The organism is Brevundimonas sp. AJA228-03 (genome assembly GCF_017795885.1).
Taxonomy (GTDB): Bacteria; Pseudomonadota; Alphaproteobacteria; order Caulobacterales; family Caulobacteraceae; genus Brevundimonas.
Window position 1 is genome coordinate 79237 of the sequence record NZ_CP059297.1, and the last position, 15486, is coordinate 94722.

At 68.7% G+C, this 15486-nt stretch carries 18 protein-coding genes; 2 read left to right on the plus strand and 16 right to left on the minus strand.

Annotated features, from left to right (window positions below; genetic code table 11):
- Positions 1-64 precede the first annotated feature (64 nt).
- The 10 genes from HZ989_RS00415 to HZ989_RS00460 all read right to left on the minus strand — a co-directional run bounded on the left by HZ989_RS00415 (position 65) and on the right by HZ989_RS00460 (position 7440).
- Positions 65-1147 (minus strand): hypothetical protein, encoded by a 1083-nt coding sequence (locus HZ989_RS00415; protein WP_209321687.1) that lies wholly within the window; start codon positions 1145-1147, stop codon positions 65-67.
- A 143-nt stretch (positions 1148-1290) separates the two neighbouring features.
- Positions 1291-1908 (minus strand): 30S ribosomal protein S4, encoded by a 618-nt coding sequence (rpsD, locus tag HZ989_RS00420; RefSeq protein WP_013270528.1) that lies wholly within the window; start codon positions 1906-1908, stop codon positions 1291-1293.
- A gap of 166 nt (positions 1909-2074) precedes the next feature.
- Positions 2075-3022 carry an MBL fold metallo-hydrolase gene (locus HZ989_RS00425; RefSeq protein ID WP_209321688.1) on the minus strand — a complete coding sequence of 316 codons (948 nt, stop codon included), beginning with the start codon at positions 3020-3022 and terminating at the stop codon, positions 2075-2077.
- A 109-nt stretch (positions 3023-3131) separates the two neighbouring features.
- Entirely contained in the window at positions 3132-3746 is a 615-nt protein-coding gene (locus tag HZ989_RS00430; protein WP_209321689.1) for a superoxide dismutase, read from the minus strand.
- An 86-nt stretch (positions 3747-3832) separates the two neighbouring features.
- Positions 3833-4072 (minus strand): hypothetical protein, encoded by a 240-nt coding sequence (locus tag HZ989_RS00435; protein WP_209321690.1) that lies wholly within the window; start codon positions 4070-4072, stop codon positions 3833-3835.
- Between the two features lie 136 nt (positions 4073-4208).
- Positions 4209-4613 (minus strand): type II toxin-antitoxin system VapC family toxin, encoded by a 405-nt coding sequence (locus HZ989_RS00440; protein ID WP_209321691.1) that lies wholly within the window; start codon positions 4611-4613, stop codon positions 4209-4211.
- Positions 4610-4837 carry a hypothetical protein gene (locus HZ989_RS00445; RefSeq protein WP_209321692.1) on the minus strand — a complete coding sequence of 76 codons (228 nt, stop codon included), beginning with the start codon at positions 4835-4837 and terminating at the stop codon, positions 4610-4612. The genes HZ989_RS00440 and HZ989_RS00445 overlap by 4 nt, the downstream gene beginning before the upstream one ends.
- Before the next feature lie 38 nt (positions 4838-4875).
- A complete protein-coding gene (locus HZ989_RS00450; RefSeq protein ID WP_209321693.1) occupies positions 4876-5259 on the minus strand; it encodes a VOC family protein in 384 nt (127 codons plus the stop codon).
- 203 nt (positions 5260-5462) lie between these two features.
- Complete coding sequence (locus HZ989_RS00455) at positions 5463-6233, minus strand: RNA methyltransferase (protein ID WP_209321694.1); 771 nt, start codon at positions 6231-6233, stop codon at positions 5463-5465.
- 160 nt (positions 6234-6393) lie between these two features.
- The gene (locus tag HZ989_RS00460) at positions 6394-7440 is read right to left on the minus strand and encodes a S1/P1 Nuclease (protein WP_209321695.1); all 1047 of its coding nucleotides are present in this window, start codon (positions 7438-7440) and stop codon (positions 6394-6396) included.
- A gap of 133 nt (positions 7441-7573) precedes the next feature.
- Between HZ989_RS00460 and HZ989_RS00465 the strand changes: the two genes are divergently transcribed.
- Positions 7574-8932, plus strand: a complete 1359-nt coding sequence (locus HZ989_RS00465; RefSeq protein ID WP_209321696.1) for a M28 family metallopeptidase — start codon at positions 7574-7576, stop codon at positions 8930-8932.
- A 64-nt stretch (positions 8933-8996) separates the two neighbouring features.
- Here HZ989_RS00465 and HZ989_RS15285 read toward each other — a convergent pair whose 3' ends face one another.
- Positions 8997-9050, minus strand: coding sequence for a hypothetical protein (locus HZ989_RS15285; protein ID WP_245162494.1), 54 nt, complete (start codon positions 9048-9050; stop codon positions 8997-8999).
- A 74-nt stretch (positions 9051-9124) separates the two neighbouring features.
- Here HZ989_RS15285 and HZ989_RS00475 point away from each other — a divergent pair, with 74 nt between their 5' ends.
- Positions 9125-10795, plus strand: a complete 1671-nt coding sequence (locus HZ989_RS00475; protein ID WP_209321697.1) for a thiamine pyrophosphate-dependent enzyme — start codon at positions 9125-9127, stop codon at positions 10793-10795.
- 31 nt (positions 10796-10826) lie between these two features.
- Here HZ989_RS00475 and HZ989_RS00480 read toward each other — a convergent pair whose 3' ends face one another.
- From HZ989_RS00480 to trpB, 5 genes are read right to left on the minus strand one after another with little or no spacing between them, the layout of a single operon-like run.
- Entirely contained in the window at positions 10827-12104 is a 1278-nt protein-coding gene (locus HZ989_RS00480) for a folylpolyglutamate synthase/dihydrofolate synthase family protein (RefSeq protein WP_209321698.1), read from the minus strand.
- Between the two features lie 50 nt (positions 12105-12154).
- The gene (gene accD / locus HZ989_RS00485; protein ID WP_209321699.1) at positions 12155-13051 is read right to left on the minus strand and encodes an acetyl-CoA carboxylase, carboxyltransferase subunit beta; all 897 of its coding nucleotides are present in this window, start codon (positions 13049-13051) and stop codon (positions 12155-12157) included.
- Positions 13052-13060: 9 nt separating this feature from the next.
- Positions 13061-13891: a tryptophan synthase subunit alpha gene (gene trpA, locus HZ989_RS00490; protein WP_209321700.1), complete on the minus strand. Its 831-nt coding sequence runs from the start codon at positions 13889-13891 to the stop codon at positions 13061-13063.
- On the minus strand, positions 13888-14292 hold the full coding sequence (locus tag HZ989_RS00495; RefSeq protein ID WP_209321701.1) for a hypothetical protein: 405 nt from the start codon (positions 14290-14292) through the stop codon (positions 13888-13890). Before HZ989_RS00495 ends, trpA begins: the two co-directional genes overlap by 4 nt.
- Positions 14293-14297: 5 nt before the next feature.
- Positions 14298-15482, minus strand: a complete 1185-nt coding sequence (gene trpB, locus HZ989_RS00500) for a tryptophan synthase subunit beta (protein WP_371812990.1) — start codon at positions 15480-15482, stop codon at positions 14298-14300.
- Positions 15483-15486 lie beyond the last annotated feature (4 nt).

Sequence of the window (15486 nt, forward strand, 5' to 3'; positions counted from 1 at the left end):
TATGGGGCATCATCACCCAGTTCGGCCGCTTTCGCACCTGATTTTCTCCGACCGGACGAGCGCCTCAGCCCGGCAGGTCCAGCCGGTGCAGGTCGACGCCGATCGCGAATACCGCCACGCCCGATCCGTTCGGCACGATCCGCACCTTGTTGACCGCATTGCCCATCTGGACCGGAACCCAGGTCGTGCCGCCGTCGCGGGTCTCGAAGCCATTCGGCACCGCCCCGATCCAGCCATGACGTTCGTCGACAAAGCCCACGCCGAACGCGCGCACCGCCGCATTGTCCACCAGGGGCATTTCCGACCAGCTCAGGCCCCCGTCCGTCGTCCTTGCGAAAACCCTCTGGGTCGCTGCCGGATCGGGGTTGTAGCTCTGCACGGTCACATAACCGGTCGTCTCGGTGGGGAAGCTCATCTTCCAGGTCAGTTCGAACGGCCGCGTGCCCTCGTGAACCCTCGACCAGCTGCGTCCGCCGTCCCCGGTCCGCAGGATGACGGCGCGGGACTGTTCGACGTTCGTATCGGACGCCCCGCAGATGAAGCCGATCCGCTCATCGACGAAATGCACATCCAGGATCATGGCCGTGAGGGCCGACAGGTCTTCCGACGTCCAGGTCTCGCCCCCGTCGCGCGAGGTGGCCAGAAGCGCCGGCCCGCCGACCCGGCCGCCGGCGCGGATCGTCACCCTGTGGTCCAGAACGCCCGCATTGATGAAGGAGGCCTTGTGGACGTCGATGGCGCAGATGCCGGTCACGGCCGGGCCGTCGATCGTCACAGGTTCCCACGAGGCTCCGCCGTCGCGTGTTCGATAGAGCGGCGTCGTATCGGTCACGCCCGGGAAGTAGTCGGGTCCGATATTACCGAGGAACCCCAGGTTCGCATCCACGAAGCCGAGGGCCCTGACGAAGGTGCCGGGCCGGTCGAGGATCTGTATCCAGCTCTGGCCGCCATCCGTCGTCCTGAACAGCTTGCCTGCGCCGTTGCCGTACCAGCCGGTCAGGGCGTCAACGAAGACCACGTCGTCCTGCTTGCCGCGATACGGCTCGGTCGGCAGCTTGACCCACGCGGGTTCAGCCCCCTGTGCCCAGCTGAGGCCCGGCAAGGCCCCGATGGCCACACCTGCGGCCAGCACCTGTCTGCGATCCATGACACCCTCCCTGTCGGATGACTATGGAAAGCGTGCTTTACGCGTCGGCGCAAATGAACAGTGCGTAATGCGGAACCGCAAAGGCCCCGGATTGCTCCGGGGCCTTCGATCTCATGGACCCGCCAGGGGCGCGGTCAGAACCCTTACGAGCTGTAGTATTCGACGACCAGGTTCGGTTCCATCTTCACCGCGAACGGCACATCGGCCAATTCGGGGAAGCGGACGAAGCGGACCGAGAAGCCGCGGTCACCCAGTTCCAGATAATCGGGAATGTCGCGCTCGCCGGACTGCTGGGCTTCGAGGACCAGCGCCATGTTGCGGGACTTTTCCTTGACCTCGACGACGTCGCCCGGCTTCAGCGTGTAGGAGGCGATGTTCACCTTCTTGCCGTTGACGGTCACATGGCCGTGGTTGACGAACTGGCGCGCGGCCCACGGGGTCGGCACGAACTTGGCGCGATAGACGGTGGCGTCCAGACGGGCTTCCAGCAGACCGATCAGGGTCTCGGAGGTGTTGCCCTTGCGACGGGCGGCCTCGTCATAGGTCTTGCGGAACTGCTTTTCCGTCAGGTTGGCGTAGTAGCCCTTGAGCTTCTGCTTGGCCTTCAGCTGCAGGCCGAAGTCGGAAACCTTGGACTTGCGGCGCTGACCGTGCTGGCCGGGGCCGTAGGAACGCTTGTTGACCGGGCTCTTGGCACGGCCCCACAGGTTTTCACCCATGGCGCGGTCGATCTTGTATTTGGCGCTGTGGCGCTTGGACATTCTGGTCTCTTCAAAATGATGCGGCCCGGCCCCTCCCCGAATGGAAGGGCGATCTCAACGGCGGTCCACGCATCGTCCGTAGTGGATTTCACGCAGCCGACAGGAGCCGGGCGCGGGAAAGCGGGCCTTATGGCGGCCCGCCCTCCTCAGGTCAAGGCCGACGGGCTCAGCTGGCCGGCGCGGCTTCCGGCACCCAGCGCCAGGCGTCGCGGGCCTTTTCGATGCGGCCGACGCCCGGATACGGGAAGTGATAGCCGTAGAGACGCAGAGTGTTGGCGGCAGCGCGCTCGTCCAGGGCGACACGGCTGGCGGTGGCGACGGGCGCGTCGTTGTCGAAGGCGATCTGCCACTCCGGCTTCTGCACCGAGATGATCGAGGAGTGCATGGCGTCGCCGATATAGAGCAGCTTTTCCGCACCCGACACGATCTCGAAGCCCGAATGGCCCGGCGTATGGCCGGCGATCTCGACCGCCGTGATGCCCGGCGCGACCTCGGAGCCGTAACGGAACACCTGGACCTTGGGCAGGATAGCCTCGCTGACCGACTTCAGTTCCGGGTTGGCCCGCATGAAGTCCCACTCGTTGGCCTCGATCCGGATCACGGCATTGGGGAACAGCAACTGTCCCTCCGCCCCGACCAGGCCGCCGACATGGTCGCCGTGGCTGTGCGAGATCAGGACTTCGGTGATGTCGGCCGGATCGACGCCGGCGGCTGTCAGGCTGGCCTGAAGCTTGCCGCCCGCCCCACCCAGGCCGGAACCGACGCCGGTGTCGATCAGGACCAGACGCTCGCCCGTGCGGACCAGCAACGGCTGGATCGACAGGCTGATGCTGTCCCCGGGTGCACCGGCTCCGGTCAGGACCGCCGCGACCTCTTGCGGGGTGCGGCCGACACCCAGGACCTTGTTGTCGTTGGGAACGACCAGGGTGCCGTCGCGAAGGGAGATGGCTTCCAGCGACCCGATCCTGAAGCGGGCGACATCACCGGTCACTGCGGGTGCGGCGGACGCCGGCGCGGCGGGTGCCTTGGCCTCCTCGGACTTCGAACAGGCACCGGCGGCGAGGACGGTGGACAGGACGAGGCCGGCGGCGGCGATCTTGAAATGGGGGATCATGGAAAACCTCAGCGCAGGGAAACGACGGCGTCGCTGAGATAATGCGCGACCGGCGATGCGCCAGATGGGCGGACCGTGAAGTTTGCCCCACAGCCCGCCTCTGGATCCGTCAGGCCGTCGCGGCCGCGAACAGGGCGTTGGCCTTGTTCCAGTTCACCACCGTCCAGAAGGCCTTCAGATAGTCAGGCCGGCGGTTCTGGTATTTCAGGTAGTAGGCGTGTTCCCAGACGTCCGCGGCCAGAACGACTGCGCCCTTCTCATCGGCGACGTCCATCAGCGGATTGTCCTGGTTGGGCGTCGAGGTGATCTTCAACTTTCCGTCCTGCACGATCAGCCAGGCCCAGCCGGAGCCGAACCGGGCCGCACCGGCCGCATTGAAATCCGTCCTGAACTTTTCCAGCCCGCCCAGGTCGCGGTCGATCGCGGCGGCCAGTCCGGCCGAGGGCTCGCCACCCTGGCCGACGGGGGCCAGCAGTTCCCAGAACAGGCTGTGATTCCAGTGCCCGCCGCCGTTGTTGCGCACGGCCACGGGCAGGGTCGACACACTCTTCAGCAGGTCCTCGATCGCATGGTCGGCCAGTGCGGCGTCGGCGGCGACCGCCTCATTCAGCCTGTCGACATAGGCCTGGTGATGCTTGCCGTGATGGAAGGTCATCGTCCCGGAATCGATGGCGGGCTCCAGCGCATCATGGGCATAGGGCAGGGGCGGCAGGGTGAAGGCCATGGGGAGGCTCCTTGGCAGGGGGGTGAAGGCTGGACGGGATTCAGGCCGTCAGGCCCGGGACCCAAGCGCTTCGCGGCCGATTTCGTTCATGCCTCAGGCAGATGCACCTTCAGGCAGTCGCGCACATCGCGCTTCAGGCTGCCGGACGCATTGAGGAAGTCGATGCCTTCGGCGGCGAACACGGCCTTGACCGCGGCATCCAGCCCCTCGGGCAGGGCGGCCACGACCCTGGCCTGGCCCTTGATGTGCAGGCAGATACCCAGTTCCGTGCACAGGGCACCAAACATCGGTTCGTAATCGGGCGGGTCGGCGGGCGCTTCGGTCATGGGTCAGGCCTTAAGCCGTTCCGCGTGGAAGACCACACCGACAGCGTCATCGGCGTGCCGGTGGCGGGGCTGTCGTGCCTCATTCAGCGCAGGGTGCCGCCGTGGATGGCGTGGGTCTTGAGGGTCTGGAGGGTCATCAACCGATCATCCGGACATCGAGCCCATCCAGCGACGCCAGCTTTCGGGCGAGCTTGCCGTCGGCTGTCACCAACGGCAGATTCAGACGTCTGGCCAGCACGGCGTAGAGGCAATCCGTCATGGAGTGGTTCAGTCGACAGGCCAGGGAGAAGGCCTCGTCCAGCAACGGTTCATGATCGAACAGCTCGACCACCTGCCTGGTCACTGACAAATTCTCCAACGCGGCACCTGCCTGCAGCTCGCCCTGAACGACGTAGCGCCGCAAGGCATTGGCCACCTCGATCAGCATGAGGTCCGGTGCCACCGCGGGCCTGAACGCCAGCCGCGCCTCGCGGGCCGCTTCGGCAAGCGGGTCATCGAGGAACCACTTCACCACGACGCTGGCGTCGAAGACCGCGCTCACCGATCCCGGTCTGCACGGATGATGGCGGTCGAATCCAGTTTGGAGCCGCGAGTCTGCTCCCGGGACCGTCGGGAGATTTCCTCGAACCGCTCTTCGACCGCCAGGACCTCCCGAGCCGCCATGTCCCTGAACTTCTGTTCGAGGGAGATGTTCTGAGCCTTCGCCATCGCCTTCAGGCGGGCGACGATGCCATCATCGAGATCGCGGACGAGGACCTGGGCCATACTTCATGATAGCATGCCGCTAGCAAGCGATCCAGCCGCTAGCCCGCCCGGTGCATCGCGCAGATCTTGTTGCCCGACGGATCGCGCAGATAGGCCAGATTCAGGGTGCCGAATGGACCCTGGCGCTGGCCGGGGGGATCCTCGATGGCCGTGCCACCAGCGGCGACGCCCGCATCGTGGAAGGCCTTGACCGCATCGGCATCCTTCGCCGCAAAGCCGATGGTCCCGCCGTTGGCATGGCAGGCGGGCTCTCCGTCGATCGGCGCGCCGACGGCGAAAGCCCCGCGCGGCGTGCGCCACCAGTAGCGACCCCTGGCGTCGGGGCCGGCACCGGCATCAACCCCGAGCGCCCCGAGCGCGGCATCATAGAAGCGCCTCGACGCCTCGATGTCATTGGCACCGACGGTGACGTGAGTGAACATGGTGATCTCCCGGCTTTGATACAGCGACGCTAGCCGAGCCCGTTTTTCAATGCAACGGACCTGAGAGACCAACACGCTGCGGACGCGGTCGCCCGCATGCATCAGGTCGAAGGCCTGGTGGATCTGGTCGAAGATCGGTCGCGGCAGCGTTCGTCGCGCCGGGGCATGAAGGTCGGCGATGGAAAAGGTCCGGTCCTTCAGGCTCAGATCTTGTCCGCCGCCTGTCGCGCCAGTCGCTCCAGCACCCGCCCCCTGCCCCTGGACAGGGCGTGGATCACGCCGCGAAAGGTCGCGACCTCCTGCGCGGTAAAGGCGGCGCGGCCCAGCATGACCCGCAGGTTCTGGCTCATGGACCGGGTCTTCTCGGGCGGATGGAAAAAGCCGGCGGCGTCCAGTTCCCGCTCCAGATGTTCGTACATGCCGACGGCCAGTTCGCCCGGGGCCGGCGGGTCGCCTTCGCGGAAGTTGGGCGGCGGGGCGTCGAGCACCAGGGTGCGCCACTCATAGGCGGTGATGGCGACGGCCTGGGCCAGGTTCAGGCTCTGGTGGCGCGGGTCGATGGGGATGGTGACGATGCCCTGGCACAGGGCGATGTCGGCCGTTTCCAGCCCCGCCCGCTCGCCGCCGAACAGGAGGCCGACCTGCAGGCCGGACGCCGTGTCGTCATACAGCAGGCGCGAGGCCTCGCGCGGGGTGCGGACCGGCTGGCGGGTCTCTCTCGGCCGGGCCGTGGTGGCGAAGACGGTGTTCAGGTCGGCGGTAGCGGCCGCCACGCTGTCGAAGACGGTCGCGCCGTCCAGCACCCAGTCGGCCCCGGACGCCGTCGCCCAGGCCCGCTCCTGGGGCCAGCCGTCGCGCGGCGTGACCAGCCGAAGCCGGTCGAGCCCGAAATTTGCCATCACCCGCGCCACCGCGCCGATGTTCTCGGCCATCTGCGACCGGTCGAGGATGACGACGGGGGGGGTATGGATCATCGCACCACCCCTAACCTCCCGCTCATCCCCGCGAAAGCGGGGACCCAGTGCTTTTGCGAGGCATGGAGCGCTGGATCAGCCCCGGTACACCACTTGTAAGGTCGATCGCCCACAGAACTGGGTCCCCGCTTTCGCGGGGATGAGCGGAGTAGAGAAGCGATCAGTCCTCGCCGATCATGGCCAGCCAGGGATCGGCCGTGCCCGCCTCGACGTCGGCGACCTTGACCGAAGGCCAGCCGATCGACTGACGGCCAGCGTCACGCCAGGCCAGAATGGTCAGGTCGCGCAGTTCCGCCGCCGCCGCCGCGATCCGCGCATCGGCGAAGGCGACGCCCGACACCAGGGGTTCGCCCGCGGCATCGGCCGCGAACGCGCCGGTCTTCTCCAGCCGATAGAAGGGCACCAGCTGGCCCAGTGTGTCGATCAGATAGGTCGCCACGCGCGCGCGCAGGTCGAAGCCGTCCAGATTCGCTGCCGGCATCGCCGCCTCGACCGCGTCCAGACGGACGTTGCGGCTTACGAAGCCCCCCTCGAACGCGCCGTGGGTGCTGCGCGCGTTGGTGAAGCCTTCCGGGTTCGGATAGTCGCCCCAGCCGTTGTAGTGGATCGACAGGTGGTGCGGCTGCGACCCGTCGCCGACGTAATGGGACAGGTATCCCAGGTCGCGCAGGATCAGGGCCTCGCGCCGCTCGCGGTCCTGGCGGTACCAGGCCTTCTTCGCCGGATCGGTTTCGCGCGCCTCGGCCGCATTCAGCACGCGCCAGGTCGCGAAGTCCCGCGCCAGCTGCTGGTAGCCGTCCATGATGGCATAGGGCAGGTAACCCGCATCATTGACCTCGATACCCACCGCCAGCAGTTGAGCGTCGTATTCGCTCTTCAGCTCGGGCAGTTCGGACAGGGTCGGGCCGCGCGCATTCATGACGTGGCCGTCGTCGTCCAGATCGACGAAGTGGGCCGTGTCGCGCTCGCGGTCGTGCGGCTGGCCTGCGCCCTTGGTCCGGTCGGGCTCGCGCGACAGTTCGCCCACCTCGGCAGCCGCGCCGGGCGTGCGCAGGAAGGCGGGCAGTTCGTCGGGCAGGGCGCGGACCGCCGCGACGCCGATGGTGCGGTGCCCCGTCGCGCCCCAGGCATCCACGACGGTCGCGGAACCCAGGGCAGCGGCTCCGGCCAGCGCCATGACCGATGCGGCGAGGGCGAGGCGTTTCATGGCGAGCTCCGATACAGGTTCGAAACGCCGGTTAGAACTGCGCGGGGCGGTCGTCCAGACTAAACAGGGATTCATTTGACCGCCCGCCGATGGACCCCCTAACGCTGACGCCTTGATCCACACGGAGACCGCCATGAAACGCCTGTCCCTCGTCGCCGTCTCCCTGATCGCCCTCATGGCCCAGCCGGCCCTGGCGCAGCAGACCACGACCATCGCGCGCAATGCCGTCGAGGCGCATATGAACTTCCTGGCCGGCGACGAGCTGCAGGGACGCGGCAGCGCGACCCGGGACGAGGCCATCGCCGCCGCCTATGTCGCCGCCCAGTTCCGTCTGGCGGGCCTGACCCCCGTGCCCGGCATGGACGGCTATCTGCAGAAGGCGCCGGTGACCCGGATCACGCCGTCGGGGGCGGCCACGGTCACGGTCGGCGGGACGACCCTGAGCCAGGGCGCGGACTTCGCGATTCTGACCGGGGGGCTGACGGCCGCATCCGGCGCGATCACGGTCGCCGAAAATCCCGCCGCCCTCCCCTCGGGAGCCGCGACCCTGATGATCGCCCCGCCCGAAGGCCCCGGCGTCCGGGCCCTGTTCGGGGCCGCCATGGGCAGCGGGGCCGGGCTGATCCTGCTGCGACGGACCGATGTCCTGGCCCAGGCCACCTCGGACAACGGCGCGCGTGATCCCGTCATCCGCCTGGCCGGGACACCGGCCCGCGCCGGTCCCGTCGTCCTGGTCGTCGCGCCGGACGCCTGGGACCGCCTGAAGGCCAAGGGAGGCGCGGCATCCTTCGATCCCGGTGCCACGACGGTCGAAGACGGCATGACGACCAACGCCATCGGCTGGCTGCCGGGTACCGAGCCGGACGGCCCGGTGCTGATGGTCTCGGCACACCTGGACCACCTCGGCGTCCGGTCGGACGGTGTGGTCATGCATGGCGCCAACGACGATGCGTCGGGCACCGTGGCGGTGATCGAGCTGGCGCGCGCGCTTTCGGGCACCGGACCACACCGGATGAATGTGATGTTTGTCGCCTATGGGTCGGAAGAGGCGGGCCTGCTCGGCTCGCGCTATTTCGTCGATCAGCCGCCCGTACCGCTGGAGCGGCTGAAGGCCAATCTCGAGATCGAGATGATTGGAGATCAGGACCCGCAGCTTCCGGCGGGCGTGATGATGATGACCGGGTTCGAGCGCTCCAACTTCGGGCCGGAGCTGAAGGCTCGCGGGGCACTGATCGGGCCGGACCCCTATCCGGAGCAGAACTTCTTCCAGCGGTCGGACAACTATGCCCTGGCCCTGCGTGGCATCGTCGCCCACACCATCTCGGGCTGGGCGACCATTCCGACCTATCACACGCCGGAAGACACGATCGCCAACATCAATTTCGACTTCATGACCGCTGCGATACAGTCGCTGGTCGAGCCGCTGTCGGAACTGGCGGAGGGCGATTTCACGCCCGAATGGGCCGAGGGCGGGCGGCCTGCGGCGCAGTAGGGCCCGGTATCCGCAGGGCGGGAACGAAGGCCTTTCGGTCCTCATTCCCGCCCGGTCGGGCGCGTCAGTTCCCGGCGGTCCCGGCCCCGTGGGTCACGGCCGAACCGGCGGCCTGCACATCGCGACCGACGCCGGAGACGGTATTGCAGGTTCCATGGCCAAGAGGCCTGTCGATCTGCTAGGTCGCGCCGCATGACCGACACCCGCCAGCACCCCCCCGGAACCGCCGCCCGTCGCCTCGTCGAGACCCTCGCCATCAATGGCGTGACGCGGGTCTTCTGCGTGCCCGGCGAGAGCTATCTGGCGGTGCTGGACGCCCTGGTCGACCATCCGGAGATCGAGGTCGTCACCTGTCGGCATGAGGCGGGCGCGGCCAATATGGCCGAAGCCTATGGCAAGCTGACGGGCAGGCCCGGCGTCTGCATGGTCACGCGGGGACCGGGGGCAACCCATGCCTCGATCGGCGTGCATACCGCCCATCAGGATTCCACGCCGATGATCCTGTTCGTCGGCCAGATCGCCCTGGCCGACCGGGGCCGCGGCGCCTTCCAGGAGGTCGACTACCGCGAGGTGTTCGGCGGCCTGGCCAAATGGGCGACCGAGATCGAGAGCCCGGACCGCACCGTCGAGATCGTCGAACGTGCCTTCGCCACGGCGCAGCAGGGACGGATGGGACCGGTCGTCATCGCCCTGCCCGAGGACATCCTGCACGCGCCGGGCGGGCCTGTGCCGATCCGGGCGGTGACGCCTGCCAGGGCCGGGCTGGATCCTGCCTTTCTGGCCGATCTGGGGGAACGCCTGTCGAAGGCCGAGCGGCCGCTGCTGGTGCTCGGCGGTTCCGGCTGGACCGAGGCCGCCGCCGCCGCCATCGGCGACTGGTCCGAGCGACTGGGCCTGCCGGTCGCCCTGTCGTTCCGCCGCAAGGACATCCTGTCCAACGACCGGACCAACTATGCCGGCGACCTGGGGCTCGGCTGCAATCCGGAGCTGATGAATCGGGCGAAGGACGCCGATCTGCTGATCGCGGTGGGCGCGCGGCTGGGGGAGAACCCGACCCAGGGCTATACCCTGTTCACCCGCGAGCACACCGCCCGGGTCCTGGTTCACATCCATCCGGGCGCGGAGGAACTCGGCCGGGTCTGGACGCCCCTGACCAGCGCCTGTGCCGACAACAGCCTGGCGGCCCACGCCCTGGCGACGCTGGCACCCGGCCGCACCTGGCATGACCAGGCGCAGGCCGCCCATGCCCACTATCAGGCCTTTTCGACCCCGGTGCCGGTCACCGGAGCGGTCAATATGTCGGAGTGCATGGCCCACCTCGGCGAGGTCCTGCCGCCGACCGCGATCGTCACCAACGGGGCGGGGAATTTCGCCGCCTGGCTGCACCGCTTCTATCGCCACCGCGCCTGCCGCACCCAGCTGGCCCCGACGTCGGGCGCGATGGGATATGGCTATCCCGCCGCCGTGGCCGCCAAGTCCCTGCATCCCGATCGCGAGGTCATATGCGTCGCGGGCGACGGCGACTTCCTGATGACCGGTCAGGAACTGGCCACGGCGGTCCAGCACGGCATCAACATGATCGTCATCGTGGTCGACAACGGCACCTATGGCACCATCCGCATGCACCAGGAGGGGCACTATCCCCGCCGGGTCATGGCCACGGATCTGAAGAACCCGGACTTCGTCCGATACGCCGAGGCCTTCGGAGCCTTCGCCATCCGCTGCGACACCACCGGGGCCTTCCCCGCGGCACTTCAGGCGGCCCGCGACGCCGCGCGCGACCGTCCGGCGCTGATCCACCTGATCACCTCGGCCGAGGACATCGCGCCGAACCGCACGATCACGGGGTTGCGGAGCAAGTAACGCTCCTTCTCTCCTTGCGGGAGAAGGGCACTCACACCGGCCAGGTCTCCTCGCTCGCCCCCAGCACCTCGCCGGCCAGATACAGCGAGCCGCAGATGACCACCCGGCCTGCCCCCAGCCGTAGCGCCCGGCTGAGCGCCGCCTCGACCGAGGACGAGCTCTGGGCCCCCAGGCCGTGTCCTCGCGCGACGGCCGCCAGGGCCGTCGGGTCCGCCGCCGCGCCGTCGAAGCCAACGGTGAAGACGTGGGCCTCCGAGCCCTTGAGGGCCTCGAAGAAGCCCGCGTGGTCCTTGTTGGCCAGCATGCCGACGATCAGGGCCAGCGGTCGCGGGGCCCGGGCCTGCCGCTCGGCCAGCGCCTCCGCCAGCGCGCGCCCGGCATGGGGATTGTGCCCGCCGTCCAGCCAGAGCTCGGCGTCGGCCGCCCGCGCCATCTCGCCATAGGGCCCGGCGGTCAGCCGCTGCATCCGCGCCGGCCAGGTCGCGCCGGAAATGCCGGCCGCGATCGCCGCCTCGGGCAGGTCGAGCTCCAGCGCGACCGCGACCGCCAGCCCCGCATTGGCGATCTGGTGCGGACCGCGCAGGCCCGGCGCGGGCAGATCGAGGAACCGCTCCTGATCCTGAAACACCATGCCGCCGCGCTCGGCCCAGGCGTCGAAATCCGTGCCCATGACGGTCAGCGGCGTCAGGACCGAGGCCGCCCTCGCCTCGATCACGGCCATCGCCGCCGCCTGCTGGCGGGCCACGATGCCGCGCGCCCCGGCCTTCAGGATGCCCGCCTTCTCGCCGGCGATGCCCTCGATCCGAGTGCCCAGGAACTCGGCGTGGTCGTAGTCGACGGGCGCGATCACGCTCAGCAGCGGGCGGTCGATGACGTTGGTCGCATCCAGCGATCCGCCCAGCCCCACCTCAATGATGGCCAGGTCGGCGGGCACCTCGGCCATGGCGACGAAGGCGGCGGCGGTGGTGGTTTCGAAGACCGTGGCCTCGACGCCGCGCACGGCCTCGATCCGGTCGAGGATGGCGGACAGGCGCGCGTCCGCGATCAGCTCGCCTTCCAGCCGGATCCGCTCGTTGAACCGCACCAGATGCGGCGAGGTATAGACATGGACCTTCAGCCCCGCCGCCTCCGCCATGGCGCGGATGAAGGCGATGGTCGAACCCTTGCCGTTGGTCCCGGCCACATGGATCACGGGCGGCAGCTGCATCTGGGGCTGGCCCAGAACGGCGCACAGGGTCCGCATCCGGTCCAGCGACAGGTCGATCTTCTGGGGATGGCGAGCCAGCAGGCGGGCGGAAACGGGGTCCATACTGTCCCTTACCCTACCTTATGCATGAGGAAGAGGGCGTGAGGGCCGACCTAAGCGGCCTGACGTCGTCCGCCCATCAGCATCGACAGGATCTTGCCGAGCGTGGCGGGCAGGTCGGCGCGGGGGACGACGCGATCGACCATGCCCTTTTCCTGCAGATACTCCGACCGCTGGAAGCCGGGTGGCAGCTTTTCTCGGATGGTGGTCTCGATCACCCGCGGACCGGCGAAGCCGATCAGGGCCCCGGGCTCGGCCAGATGCACGTCGCCGAGCATCGCATAGGAGGCGGTGACGCCGCCCGTCGTCGGGTCGGTGAGGACCACGACATAGGGAAGCCGGGCGTCCTTCAGTTCCTGAACGGCCAGGGTGGTCCGGGCCATCTGCATCAGGCTGAGCGCGCCTTCCTGCATCCGCGCGCCACCGGCGGCGGTGAAACAGACCAGGGGGACATTGCGCGCGATGGCGGCATGGGCGGCGGCGATGAAGCCCTCGCCCGCCGCCATGCCCAGCGATCCGCCCATGAAGGCGAAGTCCTGGACCACGGCCACGGCCGGTGTGCCGCCGATGTCGCCGAAGCCGATCGACATGGCGTCCTTCAGTCCGGTGGCCTTGCGCGCCGCGATCAGCCGCTCGCGATAGGGCTTGCCGTCCGAAAACTTCAGCGGGTCCTCGGCCACCTCGGGCGAGGCGATGGGTTCGTAGGCACCGCCGTCGAAGGTGTAGCCCAGCCGCTGCGATGCGTTGATCCGCATGTGGCGGCCGGACGGCGTGACCCACAGGGCGGTCTCGAGGTCCGGGCGGTACAGCATGTCGCCGCTGTCCGGATCCTTGACCCACAGATTGTCGGGCGTCTCGCGCCGGCTGACGATCTTGCGGACGCCGGGGGCGAAGCGGCTGAGCCAGCCGCCGCGTTTCTCGGGGGGTTTGGGAGGGGTCTTTTCGGCCATTCCGTGTCTCTAGACGTTTTCGGCGACGCGCGCACCGCGCACGGCGTCGGCCAGGGCCTTCACCTTGGCCAGAACGCGAAGTGCGACCGGTTCGTTCGCGTCGAGGGCGGCGGCAACCTCGTCGACCAGCACCGATCCGGCCACCACGGCATCGGCGACGCGGGCGATCTCGGCGGCGCGTTCAGGGGTCCTGACCCCGAAGCCGACGGCGACGGGCAGGCCCGAGGCCCGGCGGACACGCGCGACGGCGGGGGCGACCGAGGCCGACTGGGCCTCCTTCACGCCAGTGACCCCGGCGACGGAGACATAATAGACGAAGCCCGAGGTGCGCCGGGCGATGACCTCCAGCCGCGCATCGTCCGAGGTCGGCGTGGCCAGGCGGATCAGGGAGACCGACGCCGCGTCCAGCGCATCGGTCAGGGGATCGGCCTCTTCCGGCGGGCAGTCGACGACGATGCAGCCATCCACCCCGGCGGCGGCCGCGTCTCGGGCGAAGGCGTCGTAGCCATAGGACTCGATCGGATTGAGGTACCCCATCAGGATCAGGGGCGTGTCGGCGTCCCCCTCGCGGAAGGCGCGGGCCAGGTGGAGCGTGCCCTTCAGCGTCAGGCCGGCCTTGAGCCCCCGCAGCGCCGCGCGCTGGATCGGCGGCCCCTCGGCCATCGGGTCGCTGAACGGAAAGCCCAGCTCGATGATGTCGGCCCCGGCGGCGGGCAGGCCGCGCAGGATCGCCATGGCCTCGTCCCGCGAGGGGTCGCCGGCCATCACATAGGCCACGAACCCGGCCCGGCCCTCGACCTTCAGCGCGGCGAAACGGGCGTCGATACGGGAGGTGGTCATGACGCGGGCGTCACCGGGGAAGCCGGGGTCGCCGTGCAGACGTCGCCGGGCACGACGGCGAAAGCCAGGTACGCGGGACCGGCCGGATCGGCGGTGTTCTGACCTGCGAAGGCCAGGACCTGGAAGGCGTCGCAGCCACCGCCCTCCTTCCGGCGGACATAGACGATGCGGTTGTCGCGACCGTCGGCGGCCAGCCAGCCCTGACGCTGGAAGTCAGCGTCATAGGCCTCCATCGCCGCCTCTGCGGCACCTTGCGTCGTCGCGACACAGGTCGCGATGGCGGTCAGGGCGGTGCGGCCGCCGCAGGTCGCATCCGCCCGGGCATTGGCGACGGTCGGCAGGACCACCGGCAGGGCGGGAACGGTCTGGGTCAAGGCCGCCAGAAGGGACAGCAGAATCATGGTTCTTAAAGCTCCACGCCCAGATGCCGGGCCACGGCGAAGATGTCCTTGTCGCCGCGTCCGCACATGTTCAGCACGACGTCGCCGCCGGTACCGATCTCGGCGGCGATCTCGCCGATGCGGGCCAGGGCGTGGCTGGGTTCCAGGGCGGGGATGATCCCCTCCAGCTTCGAGCACAGCTGGAAGGCCTCCAGCGCCTCGGCGTCGGTGGCGGCGCGGTATTCGGCCCGGCCCATGTCCTTCAGCCAGGCGTGCTCGGGGCCGATGCCGGGATAGTCGAGACCGGCCGAGATGGAATGGCCCTCCAGGATCTGGCCGTCGGCGTCCTGCAGCAGATAGGTCCGGTTGCCGTGCAGCACGCCGGGGCGGCCGCCCTGAAGCGAGGCCGCATGGTCGGGGCCGTCCAGACCGCGCCCGGCCGCCTCGATGCCGATCATCCGCACACCCGCATCCCCTATGAAGGGGTGGAACAGGCCGATGGCGTTGGACCCCCCGCCGATGGCCGCGACCACGGCGTCGGGCAGCTTGCCGCGCCGGGCCTGCATCTGGACCTTCGTCTCCTTGCCGATCACCGACTGGAAGTCGCGGACCATGGCGGGATAGGGGTGCGGACCCGCCGCCGTGCCGATCAGATAGTAGGTGTCCTCGACATTGGTGACCCAGTCCCGCATCGCCTCGTTCATCGCGTCCTTCAGCGTGCCGCGACCGGAGGTGACGGGGATGACCTCGGCCCCCAACAGCTTCATGCGGAAGACGTTCGGAGACTGACGCTGGACGTCGGCCGCACCCATGTAGACGACGCATTGCAGGCCGAAGCGGGCGCAGACCGTCGCGGTGGCGACGCCGTGCTGGCCGGCGCCGGTCTCGGCGATGATCCGCTTCTTGCCCATCCGCATGGCCAGCAGGATCTGGCCCATGCAGTTGTTGATCTTGTGCGCACCCGTGTGGTTCAGCTCGTCGCGCTTGAACCAGATGTTGGCGGCCCCGTAGTGGTCGGTCAGGCGCTGGGCCAGATACAGCGGGCTGGGCCGGCCGACATAGTGGGTCAGATAGTCGTCCAGCTCGGCCTGGAAGGTCGGATCGGCCTTGCAGCGCTCATAGGCGTGGTTCAGCTCCAGCACCAACGGCATCAGGGTCTCGGCCACGAACCGGCCGCCATAGGGGCCAAACCGGCCTTCGCCGTCGGGCATCGCA

Excerpts from the sequence above, each read along its gene's own strand:
- HZ989_RS00415 (WP_209321687.1), bottom strand. The coding sequence starts at position 1,147 with ATGGATCGCAGACAGGTGCTGGCCGCAGGTGTGGCCATCGGGGCCTTG.
- rpsD (WP_013270528.1), bottom strand. The coding sequence starts at position 1,908 with ATGTCCAAGCGCCACAGCGCCAAATACAAGATCGACCGCGCCATGGGT.
- HZ989_RS00425 (WP_209321688.1), bottom strand. The coding sequence starts at position 3,022 with ATGATCCCCCATTTCAAGATCGCCGCCGCCGGCCTCGTCCTGTCCACC.
- HZ989_RS00430 (WP_209321689.1), bottom strand. The coding sequence starts at position 3,746 with ATGGCCTTCACCCTGCCGCCCCTGCCCTATGCCCATGATGCGCTGGAG.
- HZ989_RS00435 (WP_209321690.1), bottom strand. The coding sequence starts at position 4,072 with ATGACCGAAGCGCCCGCCGACCCGCCCGATTACGAACCGATGTTTGGT.
- HZ989_RS00445 (WP_209321692.1), bottom strand. The coding sequence starts at position 4,837 with ATGGCCCAGGTCCTCGTCCGCGATCTCGATGATGGCATCGTCGCCCGC.
- HZ989_RS00450 (WP_209321693.1), bottom strand. The coding sequence starts at position 5,259 with ATGTTCACTCACGTCACCGTCGGTGCCAATGACATCGAGGCGTCGAGG.
- HZ989_RS00455 (WP_209321694.1), bottom strand. The coding sequence starts at position 6,233 with ATGATCCATACCCCCCCCGTCGTCATCCTCGACCGGTCGCAGATGGCC.
- HZ989_RS00460 (WP_209321695.1), bottom strand. The coding sequence starts at position 7,440 with ATGAAACGCCTCGCCCTCGCCGCATCGGTCATGGCGCTGGCCGGAGCC.
- HZ989_RS00465 (WP_209321696.1), top strand. The coding sequence starts at position 7,574 with ATGAAACGCCTGTCCCTCGTCGCCGTCTCCCTGATCGCCCTCATGGCC.
- HZ989_RS00475 (WP_209321697.1), top strand. The coding sequence starts at position 9,125 with ATGACCGACACCCGCCAGCACCCCCCCGGAACCGCCGCCCGTCGCCTC.
- HZ989_RS00480 (WP_209321698.1), bottom strand. The coding sequence starts at position 12,104 with ATGGACCCCGTTTCCGCCCGCCTGCTGGCTCGCCATCCCCAGAAGATC.
- accD (WP_209321699.1), bottom strand. The coding sequence starts at position 13,051 with ATGGCCGAAAAGACCCCTCCCAAACCCCCCGAGAAACGCGGCGGCTGG.
- trpA (WP_209321700.1), bottom strand. The coding sequence starts at position 13,891 with ATGACCACCTCCCGTATCGACGCCCGTTTCGCCGCGCTGAAGGTCGAG.
- HZ989_RS00495 (WP_209321701.1), bottom strand. The coding sequence starts at position 14,292 with ATGATTCTGCTGTCCCTTCTGGCGGCCTTGACCCAGACCGTTCCCGCC.
- trpB (WP_371812990.1), bottom strand. The coding sequence starts at position 15,482 with ATGCCCGACGGCGAAGGCCGGTTTGGCCCCTATGGCGGCCGGTTCGTG.